Origin of the sequence: Roseovarius sp. PS-C2 (assembly GCF_018862045.1) — a bacterium.
In the GTDB taxonomy this organism is placed as follows: domain Bacteria; phylum Pseudomonadota; class Alphaproteobacteria; order Rhodobacterales; family Rhodobacteraceae; genus Roseovarius.
The window spans coordinates 299,337-319,491 of record NZ_JAHKSQ010000005.1; the positions used below are offsets into that span (position 1 = coordinate 299,337).

Genomic DNA, 20,155 nt, shown 5'->3' on the forward strand with positions numbered 1-20,155 from the left:
CCCATATCACGCTGCATGAGCGAACAGGCAAACACGGATCAATTTGTAATGCGGGCAAAAGTGGCGTCGGTCATCGACCGGCAGGCGGTGCAGAGTTTCATTCTTGGCGTTATCCTGTTCAACGCGGTGATCCTCGGTATGGAAACCTCTGACAGGCTGATGCAGGCCGCAGGCCCGTTGATCGTGATTCTGGATTCGATCTGCCTCGCCATTTTCGTGGTCGAAATCGCGGCCAAGCTCTATGCCCGTGGCGGCGGGTTTTTCCGCAGCGGGTGGAACATCTTCGATTTCGTGATCGTCGGCATTTCCCTGATCCCCGCCGCACAGGGCCTCAGCGTGCTGCGCGCCCTGCGTATCCTGCGTCTGTTGCGTGTGCTGTCGGTCACGCCGTCGCTGCGCCGCGTGGTCGAAGGGCTGATGAACGCGCTGCCGGGCATGGGCTCGGTGTTCCTGCTGATGGGGATCATCTTCTACATCGGCTCGGTGATGGCGACCAAGCTGTTCGGCGCCGCCTTTCCCGACTGGTTCGGCACGCTTGGCCTGTCGGCCTATTCGCTGTTCCAGATCATGACGCTGGAATCGTGGTCGATGGGAATCGTGCGCCCGGTGATGGAGGTATATCCCCACGCCTGGGCCTTCTTCGTGCCGTTCATTCTGGTCACCACCTTTGCCGTGGTGAACCTCGTGGTGGGCCTGATCGTGAACTCCATGCAGGACGCGCACCATGAAGAGGACGCCGAGAAAACCGATACCTACCGCGACGAGGTTTTCACCCGGCTGGACCGCATCGAAACCCTCCTGAACGAGCGCGCCGGGCGATAGCCGAAGGCCCGGCTGTCATGCCTGTATCGCCCTAAACGAAACCTTCGCCGTTGCAGATCGAACAGCGGGTGAATTTTCGCCCGAAACACCCTTGGCACGCGGTCGTTGTCGTTTTTCCGAAGATATCGCGGCCCGTCACGATCTGACCGGCGCCCAGGCAGATCTGGCAGGACGCATTGCCCGAACCGCGGCAGCGATGACAGCGCCGCGGGATGTGCCGGGTTTTCTGTTTTTGCGCAGCCGTATGGTTTTTCCTCATCGTTCAAACCAATCCGAAACGCCCCCGTCAGAGGCTGGCGTTCTGCGCCAGCGTCCAAGCCCAATCGACGGAGATTACTGTCAATCGGGGGTGATTCTGTGGCGAACAGCGGGCAGGGCTGTGGCGCGGAGAACCGCACAGGCAGAGCGCTGCGGCGCAATGCAGTGTTCCGGTTGCAAGGCCACCGGCCCTAGCGCGAGCGCGTCAGTTCAAGGAATACGTCCTGCAAATCGGCCTGCTCGGTTTTCACGTCGCGAATGCGGATGCCCGCACCGCGCACCGCCTCCAGCACCGCCTCGGCGGGTGTCTCGCGCGATTGATAGCTCAGCGCCAGAGAACCGTCGGGGCGCGTTTCCACCTCGATGCCGGGGGCCTCGGGCAGGGTGGCCGCCTCGTCTTCGGGGTGGATGATCATGGTCTTGCTGTCCAGCCGCCCCAGCAGGTTTGCCGTGCTGTCGCGCGCCACCACCTCGCCGAAATTGATGATCGCGATTTCGTCGCACATCTCTTCGGCCTCTTCCAGATAATGGGTGGTCAGGATCACCGTCATGCCCTGTTGGTTGAGGCGGCGCACGTTTTCCCACAGCATCTGGCGCAGTTCGATATCCACGCCCGCCGTCGGTTCGTCCAGCACCAGAACATGAGGCTGATGCACCAGCGCCTTGGCCAGCAACAGCCGCCGCCGCATGCCCCCCGACAGGGTGCGCGCATAGGCTTCGGCCTTGTCTTCCAGCCCGACCAGCCGCAGGATTTCATCGCTGCGGCGCTGCGATTTCGGCACCCCGTACAGGCCCGCCTGCACCTCGAGCGCGGCGCGCGGGGTAAAGAACGGATCAAGGTTCAGCTCCTGCGGCATCACCCCGATCGAGGCGCGGCTTTGCCGTGGATTCACATCTTGGTCAAAGCCCCAGATCGTCACCTGCCCGGCGGTTTTCACCACCAGCCCGGCCAGAATGTTGATCAGCGTCGATTTCCCTGCACCGTTGGGGCCGAGCAGGCCAAAGACCGATCCGGCGGGGATGTCCAGATCGACCCCTTTCAACGCCTGTTTCGCAGGTGCGCCACGCCCGGCGGCATAGGTTTTCTGCAAGCCCCGGATTTCGATGGCGTTCTGGCTCATTGCTCCCCTTGCCCCTGAGTGTCGGATCAATCATATTCGGACCTAGTGGAATTGCAGGCAAAAGGAAATGCCAGATGGTAACGAAAGCCCCCGAGACCCGGATCGTTGACAGCTATCGTATTGCCTGTGACGGCGGCGAAGGCGCATTGGGCCATCCGCGCGTCTGGCTGTCGGTATCGCATGAAACGGGCTATGTCGAATGCCCTTACTGCGATTGCAGATACATCCATAAGGACTTCGAAGGTGAAGCCTCGGCCGCCTGAACCGGACCCTGTTCCCGACCGGCGTTCGTTCTTGATGACGGGTGTCACGATACTTGCCATGGTGGGGCTCGGAATTTCCTCATGGCGTTTCCTCGACAAGCTGCGCACCCCAGATTTCGATTTCAAACCCTATCCCGACCTGCCGGGGTTCCGTCAGCTTGAGGGCGGTCCCGTGTCGCGCGGGGTTCCGGCGCTGGTCGGGCTTGACCCGTCGGAGCGGCCGCAAATCGTTTCCGGCGAAACGCTCTGTGCCGCGCTATTTTCCGCGCCGCGCCAGACGGGCGAACTGCCGATCGCTTATTTTTCGGATTATCGCTGCAGTATCTGCCGTCAGGTCAGCCCACGGCTGCACGCGCTGCAGGACAGCGCGCCGGTGGCGATCACTTGGCACGAGCTTCCGCTGTTGGGGGCGGCGTCGCTGCGGGCCGCCCGTGCCGCGCTGGCCGCACGGAAACAAGGGGCCTACGATGCGTTCCACAACAAGTTGATGGATTCGCCCTTCCTGCCCAACGATGCCTATCTGCGCGCCATGGCCGATGAAGAAGGGGCGAACTCCGACCGACTGATCGCCGATATGGAAGACCCGGACGTGAGCCGGCAACTCGGCACGACGGCGGCCCTTGCGTCGCGCTTCGGGTTCTTCGGAACACCCGCGCTGGTGGTCGGGCGCACGGCCTTCATGGGGGATATCGGCCAGCGTCAGCTCGAGGCCCTGATCGAGATCGAGCAACAGAATGCCGCCACCTTGCCCTGCCCGGCAACGGGGTGATCGGTCACCGGCTGCCAAAATCACTTTCCGATCTCAGGGCGCACCGGTTGCCGTCCGGGTCGTGAAACTCGGCCGTCATGCCCCAATCGTGCTTGCGAACGCGCACCTCCATACCTTTGGCGACAAGCTCCGCCGCCGCGGCCTCGACATCGCGCACATTGAAACGAAACTTGGCCGGGCAGGTTTCGGGCGTTTTCCCCTCGGGCCGGGCGGTGCCGCCCGGTTCCACCATCAGGTACGCTCCACCCATGTCGAAACAGGTCAATCGCTCGTCCGGGCGATCGAATTCGAACAGCAGGGGCAGGCCCAGAACCTCGCCATAAAAGGTCACGCAGGCGCGATAGTTTTCAGTGTTCAGAATGACGCCGGTCCTGTCGATTTCCATGATGCGGTCCCATGCGGCTGGTCTCGGAAGTTGTCGGCAAGGTAGCGCCGCGCGACACCCGCGACCACACCGAATACGCAGGAACCCGCTGGAAGCGCGCGTCACTTCATGGCAATACCAAGACCGCAGGACAATCCAAACGGGGGCGATCATGGGCAATTCATTCGGCAAGGGGTGCCACCTGCACCTGATCGACGGCTCGGCCTTCATCTTCCGGGCCTATCACGCCCTGCCGCCGCTGACGCGCAAATCCGACGGGCTTCCCATCGGGGCGGTCTCGGGCTTCTGCAACATGTTGCAGCGCTATATCGACGGCAACAATACCAACGACGACGCCCCCACCCATATCGCCGTGATCTTCGACAAGGGCAGCCACACCTTCCGCAACGATCTTTACGATCAGTACAAGGCCAACCGCGAGGCCATGCCCGAAGACCTGCGTCCGCAAATCCCGCTGACCCGCCGCGCGACCGAGGCGTTCAACATCGCCTGCAAGGAACTGGAAGGGTACGAGGCCGACGACATCATCGCCACCCTGTCCTGCCAGGCGCGCGAGGCCGGTGGGCGCGTCACGATCATCTCATCCGACAAGGACCTGATGCAACTGGTCGGCGGCGGCGTCGAAATGCTGGATGCCATGAAAAACCGCCGCATCGACGTTGACGGCGTCGAGGAAAAATTCGGCGTCGGCCCGGATCGCGTGGTCGATGTGCAGGCCCTCGCGGGCGACAGCGTCGATAACGTGCCGGGCGCGCCGGGCATCGGCATCAAGACCGCCGCGTTGCTGATCAACGAATACGGCAGCCTCGAGGAACTGCTCGACCGGGCCGAAGAAATCAAACAGCCCAAGCGCCGCCAGACCCTGATCGACAAGCGCGAACAGATCGAACTGTCCAAGAAGCTGGTGCAGCTCGATTGCGACACCCCTCTCGATTTCACCCTCGACGATCTGGAACTGCGTGAGCCCAACACCGAAACCCTGCTGGGGTTCCTGGCCGAAATGGAATTCCGCACGCTTTCCAAACGCATTGCCGACTCCCTGGGCGTCGAGGCCCCGGTGATCCCCGATACCAACCCCGCAGGCGCCGACCCGGTCGAGGAAGCCCCCGAATGGCCCGCTATCGATCCCGACACTTACGAACACGTCTCGACGATGGAGGCGCTGAACGCGTGGATCGACCGTATCCGCGCCCGTGGCTACGTGGCGGTAGACACCGAAACCACCTCGCTCAACGAAATGCAGGCCGATCTGGTGGGCATCTCCCTGTCGGTCGATCCGGGGCAGGCCTGTTATATCCCGCTCACGCATCGCGACGGGGCGTCCGACGACCTGTTCAGCACCGATACGCTGGCCGAAGGGCAGTTGCCGCCCGGCGATGTGCTGGCCGCGCTCAAGCCGGTGCTCGAGGACGACGCGATCCTCAAGATCGGCCAGAACATGAAATACGACGCCAAGATCTTCGCCCGCCACGACATCACCGTCGCGCCGTTCGACGACACCATGCTGATGTCCTACGCGCTGAACGCGGGCATTCACGGGCATGGCATGGATACGCTGTCGGAACGCTATCTCAGCCACACGCCGATCCCCATCAAGACCCTGCTGGGCAGCGGCAAATCGGCCATCACCTTTGACCGCGTGCCCGTGGCCGAGGCCGTGAAATACGCCGCCGAGGATGCCGACATCACCCTGCGCCTCTGGCTGACCTTCAAACCGCAACTGCATGTCGAAAAAGTCACCACCGTCTACGAAACGCTGGAACGTCCCCTGTCGCCCGTCCTCGCCCGGATGGAGCGCAACGGCATCAAGGTGGATCGCGAGACCCTGTCGCGCATGTCCGGCAAGTTCGCCCAGAAAATGGCCGAACTCGAAGAGGAAATTCACGAACTGGCAGGCCGCAAGTTCAACGTAGGATCGCCCAAGCAACTGGGCGAAATCCTGTTCGACGAAATGGGCCTCGAAGGCGGCAAGAAGGGCAAGACCGGCGCCTATGCCACCGGCGCCGACGTGCTCGAGGATCTGGCCACCGAACACGATCTGCCCGCCCGCGTGCTGGACTGGCGCGCGCTGTCGAAACTGAAATCCACCTATACCGACGCGCTACAGGATCACATCGACCCGGACACGGGCCGCGTGCACACCTCCTATGTGCAGACCGGCGCGAATACCGGGCGTCTGGCCTCGACCGATCCGAACCTGCAAAACATCCCCGTGCGCAGCGAAGAAGGCCGCCGCATCCGCGAGGCCTTCGTGGCCGAACCGGGCAATGTTCTGGTCAGCCTCGACTATTCCCAGATCGAACTGCGGATTCTCGCCCACGTCGCCGACCTTCCGGCGATGAAACAGGCCTTCAGGGACGGGCAGGACATTCACGCCATGACCGCCAGCGAAATGTTCGACGTGCCGCTGGATGAGATGACCCCGGACATCCGCCGTCAGGCCAAGGCGATCAATTTCGGAGTGATCTACGGCATCTCGGGCTTTGGGCTTGCCCGCAACCTGCGCATCCCCCGCTCTGAGGCGCAGGGCTTCATCGACCGCTATTTCGAGCGCTTCCCCGGCATCAAGACCTACATGGACGACACGGTGGGGTTCGCCAAAGAGCACGGCTTTGTCCAAACGCTCTTTGGACGGAAAATCCACACGCCCGAGATTTCCGCCAAGGGCCCGCGCGCCGGGTTCGCCAGACGCGCCGCGATCAACGCGCCCATTCAGGGCACCGCCGCCGACATCATCCGCCGCGCCATGATCCGCATGCCTGACGCCATTCAGGGCCAGCCCGCGAAGATGCTGTTGCAGGTGCATGACGAACTGATCTTCGAAGTGGCCGAAGACGCCACGGGCAAACTGATCGACACCGCCCGCGAGGTGATGGAAGGGGCCGCGCTGCCGGCAGTCAAGGTCGACGTGCCCATGATCGTGGATGCCGGGCAGGGGGCCAACTGGGCCGAGGCGCACTGACCGGCAAGGCCCCTGGCGGTTTCTCCCATGCGCGGAACAGCGGCCACAGGTCGCCGCGCATCTCCGCAAGAGGCCTAAGCCCTGTCGCATCTTTCCCGACCCCGCCCGTTGCCTGCCTCAAGGAAGCGTTGCACAGGCCAAGCCCTGCGTTTTCTGCAGTCCCGTTATGCCCCGGCCCTGATGACGTTCCCGGACCATTCCCTGCCGTTTCTGCAATGCGGCAATTTGGCGAATCGGTTAGGTGCGTGCATTCTTGCCACCTGACTTCGCCAAAAGGTATCCCATGGCCCGCGAAACCAAACTGATCCTCTGCCCCGTCAACCTGCGCCACGTGAAACTCGAATACAACGCCTATACCGAGGCTGTTGAGATGGCCCAACGGCGCGGTGCGAAGCTGATCGTCGCCACCGTCGCCCCCGAGATCGAGCGCAATCTGAACATCTACGATTCCGACAAGTACTGGACCGAGGAATTGAAGAAATTCATCGCCGCCCACCCCGCCGAAGGGGTCGAGGTGGAAACCGTGGTCCGCAAAGGCGCGACGCACCGCCAGATCGTCAAACTGGCCGATGAGCGGAATGTCGATGTGATCGTGATGGAATCGGCCAACCCCAAAGTGTCCGATTACCTGCTGGGCACCACTGCCAGCCATGTCGTCACCCATGCCGAATGCTCGGTTTACGTGGTGCGCAACTAGGCCGCCGTCACGCCTGACCGGTTGGCCCCGTCGGTCAGGCGATCCAGCCGATCCCGTCCCCGGTGCGCCCTTCGGGGGTGTATTCCCCGCTGACATACCCGGCATAGCCATCCGCATCGAGCCGCGCAAAGAATGCCGGGTAATCTATCTCTCCGCCCGCCGGTTCGTGCCGCCCCGGATACCCCGCCACCTGCACATGCGCCGCCCGGTGGCCATGCGCGGCCCATGTGCCCATCACGTCGCCGGTGATGCGATGCGCATGGTAGGCGTCGAATTGCAGCGCCAGATTGGGCGCGCCCACGGTGTCCAGCACCTCGGCGGCCAGATCGAAATCGTCCAGGAAATAACCCGGCATGTCATGGGTGTTGATCGGCTCGATGGTCAACGGCTGTTCGGGCGCGGTGGCGGCGGCCCAGGCGAGGTTGCGAATGAAGGTATCGCGTGCCTCCGGCCCCTCGGCGACACCGGCCATCACATGGATATGCCGCGCCCCCAATACCTGCGCATAGCGCAGCGCACGGCGGAAATCGTGGCGAAACCTCTCCTCGCCGCCGGGAATCGCGGCAAAGCCCCTGTCGCCCCCCGTCCAGTTGGGCGGCGGCGTGTTGATCAGGATCAGAGGCAGGCCCGCCCGGTCCAGCGCCTGCCGGATCAGATGCCCCGGCTCGTCATAGGGAAACAGGATTTCCACCCCCGCAAACCCCGCATCCCGCGCCGCCGAGGGACGCTCCAGCACCGGAAATTCGCGAAACAGCATCGACAGGTTGGCGGCAAAACGGGGCATCGCGGTCAGGTCTCCGGCAAGTCGTCTTCGGGGATCACCGGAAAGAACTCGCCGCCCGACCACAGCCCGAACCAGCCGTCCTGCCGCGCGCCCAACTCGATCAGGCGATAGAAACTCTTGCGGTCGATCAGCGCCTCCAGCCCCGCGCGGATCATCACATAGGGCGAAGGTTCGCCGGTTTCGCCATCGCGCTCCACCCGGATCGGGTTTTCTGCCCCGGCCACCACGCGATCCCCCACATTGGTCTCGAAAATCAGCTCCTGCGCGGGGCCGTCGCCCTCGGCCTCGACATCCACGGCGACAAACGGCGCGTCCTCGACGGTGATTCCCACCTTTTCCACCGGCGTGACTAGGAAAAACCTGTCGCCCTCGCGCTTGAGGATGGTGGAAAACAGCTGGACCAGCTCGGGCCGGTTGATGGGCGACCCCTCGTGAAACCACGTTCCGTCCCGCGCGATGCGAATGTCCAGATCGCCCATGAACGGCGGGTTCCAGCGATCTACCGGCGGCAGCCCCTTGCCCTGCGCCGCCCGCGCCGAGGCCGCAAGGCTCTCTGTTGACAGGGTCGTGATCCGGTCTTTGCTCATTGCTTTTGCCATTTCATCTGTGCGCGATACACTCTTAGATGAACGATATAGCCTGACAGGGAGTTTTGCCATGACCGATGACGCCGATCTGCTGGCCGGGATCGAAGCACTCGAAGACAAGCTGGCGCAGGCGCGCGCCTCGATCACCCGCCGCTTCATCGGGCAGGAGAGGGTTGTCGATCTGTCGCTTTCGGCGCTGCTCAGTGGCGGGCACGGGCTTTTGATCGGTTTGCCGGGGCTGGGCAAGACGCGGCTGGTCGAAACACTGTCCACCGTGATGGGCCTGAACGCCAACCGGGTGCAGTTCACCCCCGATCTGATGCCCGCCGACATTCTGGGCTCCGAGGTGCTGGAAACCGGCGCCGACGGCACACGCACGTTCAAGTTCATTCCCGGTCCGATCTTCTGCCAGCTTCTGATGGCCGACGAAATCAACCGCGCCAGCCCGCGCACCCAGTCGGCACTGTTGCAGGCGATGCAGGAACGACAGGTCACCGTCGCCGGGCAGGACCGCCCGCTCGATCCGCCGTTCCACGTTCTGGCCACGCAGAACCCCATCGAACAGGAAGGCACCTATCCCTTGCCCGAGGCCCAGCTTGACCGTTTCCTCGTGCAGATCGACGTGCCCTATCCCGACCGCGATACCGAGCGTGACATCCTGCTGGCCACCACCGGCGCCGAAGAGGCGGCATCGCATCAGGTGTTCACCCCTGCCGAGCTGATCGCGGCGCAAACCCTGCTGCGCCGCATGCCGGTGGGCGAATCCGTGGTCGAATGCATCCTCGACCTGGTCCGCGCCTGCCGCCCCGAAGACGACAGCGCCTCCGAGGCCGTGCGCCGGGACGTGGCCTGGGGGCCGGGGCCGCGCGCCGCGCAGGCCCTGATGCTGACCGTTCGGGCGCGCGCCATGCTGCAGGGCCGCCTTGCCCCCGATACCGACGATGTCGCCGCCATGGCGCAGCCGGTTCTGGTTCACCGCATGGCGCTGAACTTCGCCGCGCGGGCTCGGGGCGAACGCCTCGACGGCCTGATCGCCGACACCGTCGCACAGGTCACGCGGATCGAGGCCGCAGCGTGACCCGATCCGCCCATCTTCGTGCCCGGTCCGAGGCCGAGGCAGCCGCGCTGCCCCCGCTCATGGCGCGGGCCGAGCATCTGGCCGGCACCGTCCTTCTGGGCGAACATGGCCGGCGGCGTTCGGGGATGGGCGACGATTTCTGGCAATACCGCCCGGTCATGGCAGGCGATGCGCTGCGCGATATCGACTGGCGGCGTTCGGGCAAATCCGACGCGCAGTTCGTGCGGCAACGCGAATGGCAGATCGCCCAAAGCGTGATGATCTGGGCCGATGACGCGGCCTCGATGCGCTTTGCCTCTGACCAGAAGCTGCCCGAGAAATCCGACCGCGCCCGCTTGCTGGCTCTGGCCGTCGCGATCCTGCTGAATCGCGCGGGCGAGCGTGTGGGCCTGACCGGCCATACCCTGCCGCCCCGTCGCGGCGCCGCTCAGATCGCGCGACTGGCCGAGGCGCTCACGCAGGACGGCGACGAGGAATACGGCACGCCCGATCTGCGCGGGTTGCTGCCGCATGGCCGCGCGCTGTTCCTGTCGGATTTCATGGGCGAGATCGACGGCGTCAGCGCCGCCCTGACCAAGGCCGCCGACCGTGGCGTTCAGGGCGTCCTGCTGCATATCCTCGACCCCGCGGAAGAGGCCTTTCCCTATCGCGGACGCACCATTTTCGAAAGCGTCGGCGGAACGCTCTCGCATGAAACGCTCAAGGCCTCCGATCTGCGCACCCGCTATCTGGATCGCCTCGCCGCCCGCAAGGCCGAGCTGCAAACGCTGTGCCTCGCCACCGGCTGGCAATACGGGCTGCACCACACCTCGGACAGCGCGCAATCGGCCCTGTTGTGGCTCTATCGCGCCTTTGACGGGGGGCACGCCTGATGCTGGGGCCTGTCGCCTTTACCGCGCCCTGGCTGTTGCTGGCGCTGGCCGCGCTGCCGATCCTGTGGATCTTGCTGCGTGCCGTGCCGCCCGCGCCGATCCGCCGCCGCTTTCCCGGCGTGGCGCTCCTTCTGGGGCTCAAGGACGACGATACCGTGACCGACCGAACGCCGTGGTGGCTGCTCTTGCTGCGGATGCTGGCCGTGGCCGCCGTGATCGTCGGGCTGGCCGGTCCGGTGCTCAATCCGCGCGCGCAGGGCGAACAGGCGCAGACCGGCCCGCTCCTGATCGTGCTTGACGCCAGTTGGGCCAGCGCCCGCGACTGGCCCGCGCAATCGGCGCTGCTCGACGACATGCTGGCCGAGGCCGGGCGCAACGCGCGTCCCGTCGCCATCCTGCGCCTGACCGATCCGCAGCCCGCCGCCTTTCGCGCCGCCGAGAACTGGCGCAGCCGCCTGTCGGGGCTGGTGCCGCAGGCATGGCCCGCCACCCCCGCGATGATGGAACGCGCCCTTGCCGCGCTGCCCGAGGGCGATTTCGAAACCCGCTGGATGTCCGACGGGCTGGCCCGCGAGACACGCGCAGCGCTGCTGGCCGCACTCGAAACGCGCGGCCCCGTCACCGTCTACGAAAGCCCCGCCCCGATCCTTGCCCTTGCCCCGGCTGAAATCGAGGATGGCGCCGTCAGGCTGACTGCACAGCGCGCCCGCACGGGCGCGGTGCGCGACATCACGATCGAGGCGCATGGCCGCGATCCACAGGGCCTGCCGCGCCTTCTGGCCACGCTTCCGCTGCGCTTCGATGCGGATGCCACCACCGCCACCGGCGACCTGTCCCTGCCGGCCGAGTTGCGCGCCCGCCTCACGCGATTCGAAATCATGGGCCAGAACACCGCCGGGGCCGTCACCCTGACCGATGACAGCCTCAAGCGGCGCGAGGTCGCCCTGATCGCGGGCCGCGAAAACCGCGAAGGTCTGGAGCTGCTCTCGCCGCTGCATTACCTTGAACAGGCGCTCATTCCCTCCGCCGACCTGCTGGACGGTGCGCTGATGGACGTTCTGCCAGCCAATCCCGATGTCATCGTGCTGGCCGATGTGGCCACCCTGTCCGCCGCCGAACAGGACGCGCTTCTGGACTGGATGGATCAGGGCGGGCTGCTCTTGCGCTTTGCCGGATCGCGCCTTGCCGCCTCGGATGTGTCGCGCTCCGATGAATCGCCGCTCCTGCCGGTGCGCCTGCGCGCCGGGGGGCGTACCGTCGGCGGCGCGATGAGCTGGGGAGAGCCGAAAACCCTCGCCCCGTTCGACGATGACAGCCCCTTCGCGGGCCTGCCAGTGCCCAATGATGTCACCGTTTCCGCGCAGGTCATGGCGCAACCCGATCCCACGCTGGCAGACCGCGTGATCGCGCAGCTGACCGATGGCACACCGCTGGTCACGCGCAAACGCGTCGGGGCAGGGCAGGTGGTGCTGTTTCATGTCACGGCCAATGCCGAATGGTCCACGCTGCCGCTGTCGGGCCTGTTCGTGCAGATGCTCGAACGCCTCGCCGTGTCCTCTGCCGTGGCCTTGCCCGACATGGCCGAACTGCAAGGCACCACATGGCAACCCGCTCAGGTGCTCGACGGTTTCGGCAAGCTGCGCGATGCCGGAACCCTGCCGGGCATCGCCGGGGAACGGCTGATAACCGATGCGCTCGGCCCCGACCTGCAGCCGGGGCTCTACGATGGGCCGGACCGCCGCTTTGCCCTCAACGTGACGCGCGCCGATACCGCGCTGGCCCCCGCCGCATGGCCCGCCCGCGTTCCCGTAATGGGGCTGGCCCGCGCGCCGGAAACCCCGCTTGGCGGCTGGCTTCTGGCGTTGTCGATGCTGCTTTTGATGGGCGATATCGTCGCCTCGCTGGCGCTGTCCGGGCGGCTCTGGCCCGCGCGCGCCGCCGCGCTGATCCTCGCCGCGCTGCTCCTGCCGCTGCCGGACACCGCACAGGCGCAACAGGATATCGACAAGGAACTCGCCGCCGCTTCCGAAGTCGTCCTTGCCCATGTGCTCACCGGCGACCCCCGGCTTGACGACACCGCCCGCGCCGGTCTGTCGGGACTCAGCGAAACCCTGTTCTTCCGCACCTCTGTCGAACCCGCCACGCCCATCGGCGTCGATCTGGAAACCGACGACCTAGCGCTTTACCCGCTGCTCTACTGGCCCGTCACCCCGGATCAGCCGATCCCCTCGCACGAGGCCTATGCAAGGCTCAACGCCTACCTGCGGACCGGCGGCATGATCCTGTTCGACACGCGCGATGCCAATGTGGCGGGCTTCGGCGCGTCCTCGCCCAACGGTCAGATGTTGCAACGGCTGGCGCGTCCGCTGGACATCCCGCCGCTCGAACCCATCCCCGAGGATCACGTCCTGACCCGCACCTTCTACCTGCTACAGGATTTTCCGGGCCGCCACTCCGGCCGCCCCGTCTGGGTCGAAGCCGCCCCGCCCGATGCCGAACAGGTCGAAGGCATGCCGTTTCGCAACCTCAACGACAACGTGACGCCGGTGGTGATCGGCGGCAACGACTGGGCCGCCGCATGGGCGATGGACGAACGCGGCAACGCGTTGTTTCCCGTGGGCCGTGGCTATGCCGGGGAACGCCAGCGTGAAATGGCGTTCCGCTTTGGCGTGAACCTCGTGATGCACGTGCTGACCGGCAATTACAAATCCGATCAGGTGCATGTGCCCGCGCTTCTCGACAGGTTGGGCCAATGACCGGATCGGTGCTGTTCGACCCCCTCCTGCCGTGGCCGCTGATTGCGGCGCTCGGCGTGGCCCTGGCCGCCGGGATCGCCCTTGCGCTGTGGCGCGGGCTGTCGGGCTGGCCGCTCCGGGCGCTGGCCGGTCTGGCGATCCTCGCCGCGCTGTCCGGCCCGGTCTATCAGGTCGAGAACCGCGAACCGCTCAGCGATATCGTCCTGCTGCTCGAAGACCGCAGCGCCAGCCAGCAACTCGCCGACCGCGCCGCCACCACCGCACAGGCCGCCGAAGACCTCGCCGCGCGCCTTGCCGCCCGCCCCAATACCGAGGTCCGGCGCATCCCCATTCCCGACGGGGCCGACAATACCGGCACACAGGCCATGACCGCCCTCGCCGAAGCCCTGGCCGAAGAACCGCGCGGGCGCATTGCCGGCGCGATCCTGCTCTCCGATGGCCGCGTCCACGACACCGACCGCGCCCCCGACCTGCCCGCGCCGCTGCACCTGCTGCACACCGGGCGCGAGTCCGACTGGGACCGCCGCCTGACCATCACCAACGCCCCGGCCTTCGCCATCCTGGGCGAAGAGGTCACCCTGACCCTGACCGTCACCGATGACGGCGCCGCCCCCGAAGGCGTGACCAACGTGCCGCTCGACATTTCCATCGACGGCGAAGAGCCACGCCGCTTCAACGTGCCCTTGGGCCGCGATATCGACCTGCCCCTGACCCTGCCGCATGGCGGGCGCAACGTGCTGCAATTCACCACGCCCGAAGCGCCGGGCGAACTGACCGACCGCAACAACACCGCGCTCGTGCAGATCAACGGCGTGCGCGACCGCCTGTCGGTGCTGCTGGTTTCCGGCGAGCCGCACGCCGGCGGGCGCACATGGCGCAACCTTCTGAAATCCGATAGTTCGGTCGATCTGGTGCATTTCACCATCCTGCGTCCCCCGGCCAAGCAGGACGGCGTGCCGGTGCGGGAACTGTCGCTCATCGCCTTTCCCACGCGCGAGCTGTTCCTTGAAAAGATCGACGATTTCGACCTGATCATTTTCGACCGCTACAAGCGGCGCGGCATCCTGCCCTCGCTCTATCTCGACAACGTGCGCGCCTATGTCGAACAGGGCGGTGCGGTCCTGTTCGCCGCCGGGCCGGATTTCGCCAGCGCCGACAGTCTCTATCGCACGCCGATCAAATCCATCGTGCCCGGCCGCCCCACCGCCCGCGTGATCGAACAGCGTTTCCGCCCCACGGTCACCGATCTGGGCCAGCGCCACCCGGTCACGGCGGGGCTCGAACGCGAATTCGACGGTGAATGGGGCCGCTGGATGCGCCAGATCGACGTCGAACAAACCTCGGGCGACATGGTGATGACCGGGCAGGGCGACCGCCCGCTCCTGGTGCTGGACCGCGTCGGCGAAGGGCGCGTCGCGCTTCTGGCCTCCGATCACGCCTGGCTGTGGAATCGCGGCTACGAGGGCGGCGGCCCGCAACTGGAACTGCTGCGCCGACTCGCGCACTGGATGATGAAGGAACCCGAACTCGAGGAAGAGGCCCTATGGGCCGAGGCCACGGGCCAGAAAATGCGCATCATCCGCCGGTCTCTGTCCGATACCGTGGGGCCGGTGATCATCACCACCCCGTCGGGCGATACGGTCGAGCGCGAGTTGACCGAGGTCAGCCCCGGCAGGTTCGAAACCCTTTTCGACGGTCCCGAAATCGGGCTCTACCGGCTGGAAAACGGCGATCAGACCGCCGTGATCGGCCTTGGCCCCGCCGCCCCGGTCGAGTTCGAACACACCATCGCCAGCGCCGCGCCGCTGCAGCCCATGCTCGAACGCACCGGTGGCGGCGCCACGGCGCTCGAGGACGGTCTGCCCCGCATCCGCGACGTGCGCGCGGGCCGCCCCGCCTCGGGACGCGGCTGGATCGGCCTGACCCCGCGCAACGCGTTCGAAACCCTGTCCGTCACCCAAACCCCGTTGCTGCCGGTCTGGGCCGTGCTGGCCCTGATCGCCGCGTTGACGGTCGGCGGCTGGCTGCGCGAAGGGCGGCGATAGCCCGCGCCACAGGTTGCAGGGCGCGCGCCGCCCCGGTCACAGCTCTTTTGTCGAAACGGTTTCCTGTTTCCGGGTGTCCTCCCAACGCGCCACCAATGCCGCGCCAAGCCCCGCAAACCCGTCCTCCAGCGGGGTGCAATCCACCATGCGATCCACCCGGAAATGCCGCAGGTCGCGGCGCAATTCGCACCACCCGACCAGCATTGCGGTATCGAAATAATAAATCAGAACCAGCGGCCAGACGGTGCGTGCGGTGCGCTCTTCCCTGGCGTCCTCATAGGTCAGCCTGATCTTGCGCTCGTCGCGGATCAACTGGCGCAGGGCCGATAAATCGATCGCGGGCGTGGCCTCGACGCCCCAGCTCGACGCCACGAGCCGCCGTGTTCCGGGCGAGGTTTCGCTCAGCTTGCGCGAGGCGCGCCGCGCCGCCCGCCACAACCCCGGATCGCCGGTGCGCGCCACCATGCTCAGCCCCACGGCGACGGCGTCCGCTTCGTCGATGTCGAAATTGATCGGCGGCAGATCGTATCCCTTGCGCATCACGTATCCGACTCCGGCCTCGCCAAGGATCGGGGTCTGCATGGCCTGCAACGTGGCGATATCGCGATAGATCGTGCGCCGGGACACTTCCAGTTCCTCGGCCATTTCGCGGGCCAGAAGCGGGCGTTTGGCCCGCCTCAAAAGCTGGATGATCTCGAAGAACCTGTCGCTCTTGCTCATGGCGCACCCGTCGGTTTCCTGTGCACCTATCAGATCACTGCTGACACATATATGGCAACAGGCATCGGATATTCCGGTCTCCGGCAAACCAGACCGGAGTCCCGCCATGACCCTTTCCCGACCGGCTTCACCAACCTCCCCGGTCCGCAGCGCGGGCGTCATCCTCGTGACCGTTTCCGCCATCGTGTTCAGCACCGCAGGCATCTTTACCAACGGCGTGGCGACCGGGGCCTGGGGCATCATCTTCTGGCGGGGACTGGCCGCCGCCGCCTTCACGCTGATCTACCTCGCCGTTCGGGGGCGCCTTGCCACGGAAATCCGGGCGTTCGGCAGGCCCGCTTGTCTCGTCACCGTCCTGATGGCTGCCGGGACCGCCGCGTTCATTCCCGCATTCAAACTCAGCAGCGTCGCGAATGTCGCCCTGATCTACGCCGCCGCGCCGTTCATGGCGGCCGGATTGTCCTGGCTTCTGATTAAGGAGGCCCCGACCCGCACCGTGATCATTGCAAGCGCCACGGCGTTCATCGGCGTTCTGGTGATCGTATCCGGGTCTCTGGGCCGGGCGAGTCTTGCCGGCGATGCCCTTGCCCTTGTCATGACATGCATGATGGCCGGAACCATGGTGGTGTACCGCGCGTATCCCGACACCACCGCGGCGCTTCCCGCCGCCCTGTCGTCCGTCCTGTTGCTGCCGGTTGCCGCGGTGTTCGGCCAGCCCTTCGGCACCGCCCTCGGCGAGCTTCCGATTTTGGCGGGGTTCGGTTTCGTGTTCGCCGTAGCCTCCGTCACGCTGTCCGAAGGCGCAAGGCGGCTGCCCTCGGCTGAAACGGCGCTGCTGTCCACGCTCGAAGTGCCCCTTGCGCCGGTGCTGGCATGGGTGGTCCTGTCCGAAAGCCCCTCACCGCGCGCCCTTTGCGGTGGCGCGTTGATCGTATTCGCTGTCGTCTGGTCGCAAACCCGCAAGATTCAGTCTCCACTTTCAGGCAAGGCACCCGTCGCCGGGCCGCCGCGAAATGGCCTGTAGGGTGTCACGGCGTCAGCCGGATTGATCTGCGCCCCCGCCTCGCGGTTTTGCCGCGTGGCGGGGGCTGACCGCGATGACAGAGGGCCCGTTTGCGCGGCCATGATCGGCCTGAGACACCTGCCGTCACCGTGCCCTGAAAAGGTTGCGAAACGGTTACTGCCGGGCGGAAAAGCCGGATTGCGTACGCAAAGTTTCCGAACCGGCCCGATTTTCGTACAAAACCCGTGTACGCTTTGTACGAAACGTACGAAACTCCGGCCGGCCCATGCCTGCGGCGATGCGGTGGGAAGGTCTTGCCAGAATCTTAAATTGGTTATATTTTGTTACCAATAGGAGGGTCAGATATGGAAATGCCACGCCCCAACCCGGATATTCTGGCCCGCAAACCCCAACTGCTTGCGCGCCTGTCCGGCGTCTTGCCGTCCGATGCCCTGATCTCCGACCCCGCCGAAACCCGCGCCTATGAATGCGACGCCCTGACCGCCTATAAATGCCCACCCCTCGCTGCCGTTTTGCCGTCCTCGACGCAACAGGTGTCGGACGTGCTGCGCATCTGTCACGAGATGGGTGTGCCGGTGGTGCCGCGCGGCTCGGGCACGTCGCTGGCCGGTGGGGCCCTGCCGACCGAAGACAGCGTGATCCTCGGGGTGGCGCGACTGAACGAAGTGCTTGAAACAGATTACGAAAATCGCTTTATCCGCGTGCAATCGGGGCGCACGAACCTGTCGGTGACCGGCGCCGTGGAGGCCGATGGATTCTTCTATGCACCCGACCCCTCCAGCCAGTTGGCCTGCGCGATTGCGGGCAACGTGGCGATGAATTCCGGCGGGGCGCATTGCCTGAAATACGGCGTGACCACCAACAATCTGATGGGGGTCACCTTGGTGCTGATGGACGGCACCGTGATCGAACTTGGCGGCGCGCATCTGGACTCTGCGGGGTACGATCTTCTGGGCCTTGTCTGCGGCTCCGAAGGCCAACTCGGCGTCGTGACCGAAGCCACCCTGCGCATCCTGCACAAACCCGAGGGCGCCCGCCCCGTCCTGATGGGATTCGACAGCAACGAAGTGGCCGGCCAATGCGTATCCGACATCATCAAGGCCGGTGTCCTGCCCGTGGCGATCGAATTCATGGATCGCCCCTGTATCCGCGCCTGCGAGGCCTTTGCCAAGGCAGGCTATCCCGATTGCGAGGCGCTGCTGATCGTCGAGGTCGAGGGATCGGATGCGGAAATCGACGAACAGCTTGAAACCATTATGGAAATCGCCCGCAGCCACAACCCGGTCGAACTGCGCGAGAGCAGCTCGGCAGAGGAAAGCGCGCGTATTTGGCTGGGGCGCAAATCGGCCTTCGGGGCCATGGGGCAGATCAACGATTACATGTGCCTCGATGGCACGATCCCGGTGACCGAACTGCCCTATGTGCTGCGGCGCATTGGCGAGATGTCCGGGGAATTCGGGCTGGATGTGGCCAATGTGTTCCACGCGGGCGATGGCAATATGCACCCGCTGATCCTGTTCGATGCCAACAAACCCGGCGATCTGGAACGGTGCGAGGCGCTCGGGGCGGAAATCCTGAAGCTCTGCGTCGAGGTCGGGGGATGCCTGACGGGCGAACATGGCGTGGGCATCGAAAAACGTGACCTGATGACGGATCAATACGCCCCCGAAGATCTCGAGATCCAGATGGCGGTAAAGGATGTGTTCGATCCGAAATGGTTGCTCAACCCGGCCAAGGTTTTCCCCCTGGCCGCCAGCGAGGCGCACAGGATCGCCGCCGAATAGGGGGCGCTGCCCCCGTCGCCCGGCGGGCGACTCCCCCGGAGTATTTTGAGAAAGATGAAAATGCTGATCCCCCAGACCGAGGCCGAACTGGCCACCATCGTGGCCGAGGCCGAGGGGCCGCTTCATGTTCAGGGCGGGGGAACGCGCCCGATTGGCGGGCCGGTGGCGGGCGTGCCGCTCAGCACCTCGGGCCTGTCGGGGATCGAGCTTTACGAACCCGGTGCGCTGACGCTGGTGGCCGGGGCGGGCACCCCGCTGACCGAGATCGAAGAGGTATTGGCCGCCGAAGGTCAGCGGCTGGCGTTCGAGCCGATGGATCATCGTGGTTTGTTGGGAACAGAGGGGGTGCCGACCATTGGCGGTGTGTTCGCCGCCAATGTCTCGGGGCCACGGCGAATTCAGGCGGGCGCGGCACGGGATTTCCTGTTGGGTGTGCGCTTTGTCAACGGGCGCGGGCAGGTGGTGCGCAATGGCGGGCGGGTGATGAAGAATGTCACCGGCTACGATCTGGTCAAGCTGATGGCGGGCAGTTACGGAACCCTTGGCGTGTTGACAGAGGTGGCGCTGAAGGTCCTGCCCGATACCGCCACGGCGGCCACGCTCACGCTGACCGGACTGGACGATGGGGCCGCGATCAGGGCCATGGCGCGCGCGCTCGGTTCGCCGTTCGAGGTGACGGGCGCAGCGCACCGGCCTGACGGGCCGGAGGGTGCGCCGCTGACATCGTTGCGGTTGGAAGGCACGGAGCGATCGGTCGCCTATCGGGCTGACGAGGTGGCCAGATTGTTGGCCGCGTTCGGGGAGGTGCAGATTGATCATGACACGGCGCGGACAAGGCAAATCTGGCAAGACATCCGGGATGTAAAGCCCTTCCACGGGATTTCTGGCGATGTCTGGCGGCTGTCGGTCAAACCGTCGGATGCGCCGGGCGTGGTGGCGGGAATTTCCGGCGCCAGGGCATTGTATGACTGGGCCGGGGGGCTGATCTGGGTGCTGGTGCCGGAGGGGACGGCAGCCGGGGAAGTGCGCGCAGCACTGTCCGGGGTCGGCGGGCATGCAACGCTGATCCGTGGGGGCGAACGCGATGCAACATTCCATCCGCTTGATCCGACGATCGAGGCCCTGCAACGCGGCCTGCGCCAACGGTTCGATCCGCGCGGTCTGTTCAATTCCGGCCTGATGGGAGTGGCGGCTTGATGGTGGCGGCGATCTTGCCCCGGTCCGGGCG

17 protein-coding genes are annotated in these 20,155 nt (G+C 65.5%); 12 read left to right on the forward strand and 5 right to left on the reverse strand.

All coding sequences use genetic code 11. From position 1 onward, the window contains the following. Positions 1 to 48 precede the first annotated feature (48 nt). A complete protein-coding gene (locus KPG71_RS11735; RefSeq protein WP_216338362.1) occupies positions 49 to 822 on the forward strand; it encodes an ion transporter in 774 nt (257 codons plus the stop codon). Positions 823 to 1,271: 449 nt separating this feature from the next. Here KPG71_RS11735 and KPG71_RS11740 read toward each other — a convergent pair whose 3' ends face one another. Further along, positions 1,272 to 2,201 (reverse strand): ABC transporter ATP-binding protein, encoded by a 930-nt coding sequence (locus KPG71_RS11740; protein WP_216338249.1) that lies wholly within the window; start codon positions 2,199 to 2,201, stop codon positions 1,272 to 1,274. Positions 2,202 to 2,275: 74 nt separating this feature from the next. Here KPG71_RS11740 and KPG71_RS11745 point away from each other — a divergent pair, with 74 nt between their 5' ends. Then, positions 2,276 to 2,464, forward strand: a complete 189-nt coding sequence (locus tag KPG71_RS11745; protein ID WP_216338250.1) for a zinc-finger domain-containing protein — start codon at positions 2,276 to 2,278, stop codon at positions 2,462 to 2,464. Positions 2,465 to 2,498: 34 nt separating this feature from the next. Further along, positions 2,499 to 3,233 (forward strand): DsbA family protein, encoded by a 735-nt coding sequence (locus tag KPG71_RS11750; RefSeq protein ID WP_216338251.1) that lies wholly within the window; start codon positions 2,499 to 2,501, stop codon positions 3,231 to 3,233. A 4-nt stretch (positions 3,234 to 3,237) separates the two neighbouring features. Here KPG71_RS11750 and KPG71_RS11755 read toward each other — a convergent pair whose 3' ends face one another. Next, entirely contained in the window at positions 3,238 to 3,618 is a 381-nt protein-coding gene (locus KPG71_RS11755; protein WP_216338252.1) for a VOC family protein, read from the reverse strand. Positions 3,619 to 3,769: 151 nt separating this feature from the next. Between KPG71_RS11755 and polA the strand changes: the two genes are divergently transcribed. Next, on the forward strand, positions 3,770 to 6,580 hold the full coding sequence (gene polA / locus KPG71_RS11760; RefSeq protein WP_216338253.1) for a DNA polymerase I: 2,811 nt from the start codon (positions 3,770 to 3,772) through the stop codon (positions 6,578 to 6,580). A 283-nt stretch (positions 6,581 to 6,863) separates the two neighbouring features. Beyond that, complete coding sequence (locus tag KPG71_RS11765; RefSeq protein WP_216338254.1) at positions 6,864 to 7,277, forward strand: universal stress protein; 414 nt, start codon at positions 6,864 to 6,866, stop codon at positions 7,275 to 7,277. A gap of 34 nt (positions 7,278 to 7,311) precedes the next feature. On the opposite strand, the gene KPG71_RS11770 is transcribed toward KPG71_RS11765, so the two are convergent. Together KPG71_RS11770 and KPG71_RS11775 are read right to left on the reverse strand one after the other, a co-directional pair. Continuing rightward, the gene (locus KPG71_RS11770) at positions 7,312 to 8,061 is read right to left on the reverse strand and encodes a hydroxypyruvate isomerase family protein (RefSeq protein ID WP_216338255.1); all 750 of its coding nucleotides are present in this window, start codon (positions 8,059 to 8,061) and stop codon (positions 7,312 to 7,314) included. Positions 8,062 to 8,066: 5 nt separating this feature from the next. After that, complete coding sequence (locus KPG71_RS11775) at positions 8,067 to 8,648, reverse strand: DUF1285 domain-containing protein (protein WP_216338256.1); 582 nt, start codon at positions 8,646 to 8,648, stop codon at positions 8,067 to 8,069. A 70-nt stretch (positions 8,649 to 8,718) separates the two neighbouring features. On the opposite strand from KPG71_RS11775, the gene KPG71_RS11780 reads away from it, so the two are divergent. Genes KPG71_RS11780 through KPG71_RS11795 form a run of 4 tightly spaced genes read left to right on the forward strand, consistent with a single transcriptional unit; the run spans position 8,719 to position 15,399 of the window. Continuing rightward, positions 8,719 to 9,726 (forward strand): MoxR family ATPase, encoded by a 1,008-nt coding sequence (locus KPG71_RS11780; RefSeq protein ID WP_216338257.1) that lies wholly within the window; start codon positions 8,719 to 8,721, stop codon positions 9,724 to 9,726. Then, on the forward strand, positions 9,723 to 10,598 hold the full coding sequence (locus KPG71_RS11785) for a DUF58 domain-containing protein (protein ID WP_367397350.1): 876 nt from the start codon (positions 9,723 to 9,725) through the stop codon (positions 10,596 to 10,598). The genes KPG71_RS11780 and KPG71_RS11785 overlap by 4 nt, the downstream gene beginning before the upstream one ends. Further along, a complete protein-coding gene (locus KPG71_RS11790) occupies positions 10,598 to 13,354 on the forward strand; it encodes a DUF4159 domain-containing protein (protein ID WP_216338258.1) in 2,757 nt (918 codons plus the stop codon). The genes KPG71_RS11785 and KPG71_RS11790 overlap by 1 nt, the downstream gene beginning before the upstream one ends. After that, positions 13,351 to 15,399: a hypothetical protein gene (locus KPG71_RS11795; RefSeq protein ID WP_216338259.1), complete on the forward strand. Its 2,049-nt coding sequence runs from the start codon at positions 13,351 to 13,353 to the stop codon at positions 15,397 to 15,399. The genes KPG71_RS11790 and KPG71_RS11795 overlap by 4 nt, the downstream gene beginning before the upstream one ends. A 36-nt stretch (positions 15,400 to 15,435) precedes the next feature. On the opposite strand, the gene KPG71_RS11800 is transcribed toward KPG71_RS11795, so the two are convergent. Further along, positions 15,436 to 16,119, reverse strand: coding sequence for a YafY family protein (locus KPG71_RS11800; protein WP_216338260.1), 684 nt, complete (start codon positions 16,117 to 16,119; stop codon positions 15,436 to 15,438). 106 nt (positions 16,120 to 16,225) lie between these two features. On the opposite strand from KPG71_RS11800, the gene KPG71_RS11805 reads away from it, so the two are divergent. The 3 genes from KPG71_RS11805 (at position 16,226) to glcE (ending at position 20,124) form a co-directional block, all read left to right on the forward strand. Beyond that, the gene (locus KPG71_RS11805; protein ID WP_216338261.1) at positions 16,226 to 17,143 is read left to right on the forward strand and encodes a DMT family transporter; all 918 of its coding nucleotides are present in this window, start codon (positions 16,226 to 16,228) and stop codon (positions 17,141 to 17,143) included. Positions 17,144 to 17,487: 344 nt separating this feature from the next. Further along, positions 17,488 to 18,927 carry an FAD-linked oxidase C-terminal domain-containing protein gene (locus KPG71_RS11810; protein ID WP_216338262.1) on the forward strand — a complete coding sequence of 480 codons (1,440 nt, stop codon included), beginning with the start codon at positions 17,488 to 17,490 and terminating at the stop codon, positions 18,925 to 18,927. 63 nt (positions 18,928 to 18,990) lie between these two features. Then, positions 18,991 to 20,124 (forward strand): glycolate oxidase subunit GlcE, encoded by a 1,134-nt coding sequence (gene glcE / locus KPG71_RS11815; RefSeq protein WP_216338364.1) that lies wholly within the window; start codon positions 18,991 to 18,993, stop codon positions 20,122 to 20,124. Positions 20,125 to 20,155 lie beyond the last annotated feature (31 nt).

Coding starts and splice junctions, on each gene's coding strand:
- KPG71_RS11795 (WP_216338259.1), top strand. CDS start 13,351: ATGACCGGATCGGTGCTGTTCGACCCCCTCCTGCCGTGGCCGCTGATT.
- KPG71_RS11755 (WP_216338252.1), bottom strand. CDS start 3,618: ATGGAAATCGACAGGACCGGCGTCATTCTGAACACTGAAAACTATCGC.
- KPG71_RS11735 (WP_216338362.1), top strand. CDS start 49: ATGCGGGCAAAAGTGGCGTCGGTCATCGACCGGCAGGCGGTGCAGAGT.
- KPG71_RS11770 (WP_216338255.1), bottom strand. CDS start 8,061: ATGCCCCGTTTTGCCGCCAACCTGTCGATGCTGTTTCGCGAATTTCCG.
- polA (WP_216338253.1), top strand. CDS start 3,770: ATGGGCAATTCATTCGGCAAGGGGTGCCACCTGCACCTGATCGACGGC.
- KPG71_RS11775 (WP_216338256.1), bottom strand. CDS start 8,648: ATGAGCAAAGACCGGATCACGACCCTGTCAACAGAGAGCCTTGCGGCC.
- KPG71_RS11750 (WP_216338251.1), top strand. CDS start 2,499: ATGACGGGTGTCACGATACTTGCCATGGTGGGGCTCGGAATTTCCTCA.
- KPG71_RS11790 (WP_216338258.1), top strand. CDS start 10,598: ATGCTGGGGCCTGTCGCCTTTACCGCGCCCTGGCTGTTGCTGGCGCTG.
- KPG71_RS11800 (WP_216338260.1), bottom strand. CDS start 16,119: ATGAGCAAGAGCGACAGGTTCTTCGAGATCATCCAGCTTTTGAGGCGG.
- KPG71_RS11745 (WP_216338250.1), top strand. CDS start 2,276: ATGGTAACGAAAGCCCCCGAGACCCGGATCGTTGACAGCTATCGTATT.
- KPG71_RS11765 (WP_216338254.1), top strand. CDS start 6,864: ATGGCCCGCGAAACCAAACTGATCCTCTGCCCCGTCAACCTGCGCCAC.
- KPG71_RS11780 (WP_216338257.1), top strand. CDS start 8,719: ATGACCGATGACGCCGATCTGCTGGCCGGGATCGAAGCACTCGAAGAC.
- KPG71_RS11810 (WP_216338262.1), top strand. CDS start 17,488: ATGGAAATGCCACGCCCCAACCCGGATATTCTGGCCCGCAAACCCCAA.
- KPG71_RS11805 (WP_216338261.1), top strand. CDS start 16,226: ATGACCCTTTCCCGACCGGCTTCACCAACCTCCCCGGTCCGCAGCGCG.
- KPG71_RS11740 (WP_216338249.1), bottom strand. CDS start 2,201: ATGAGCCAGAACGCCATCGAAATCCGGGGCTTGCAGAAAACCTATGCC.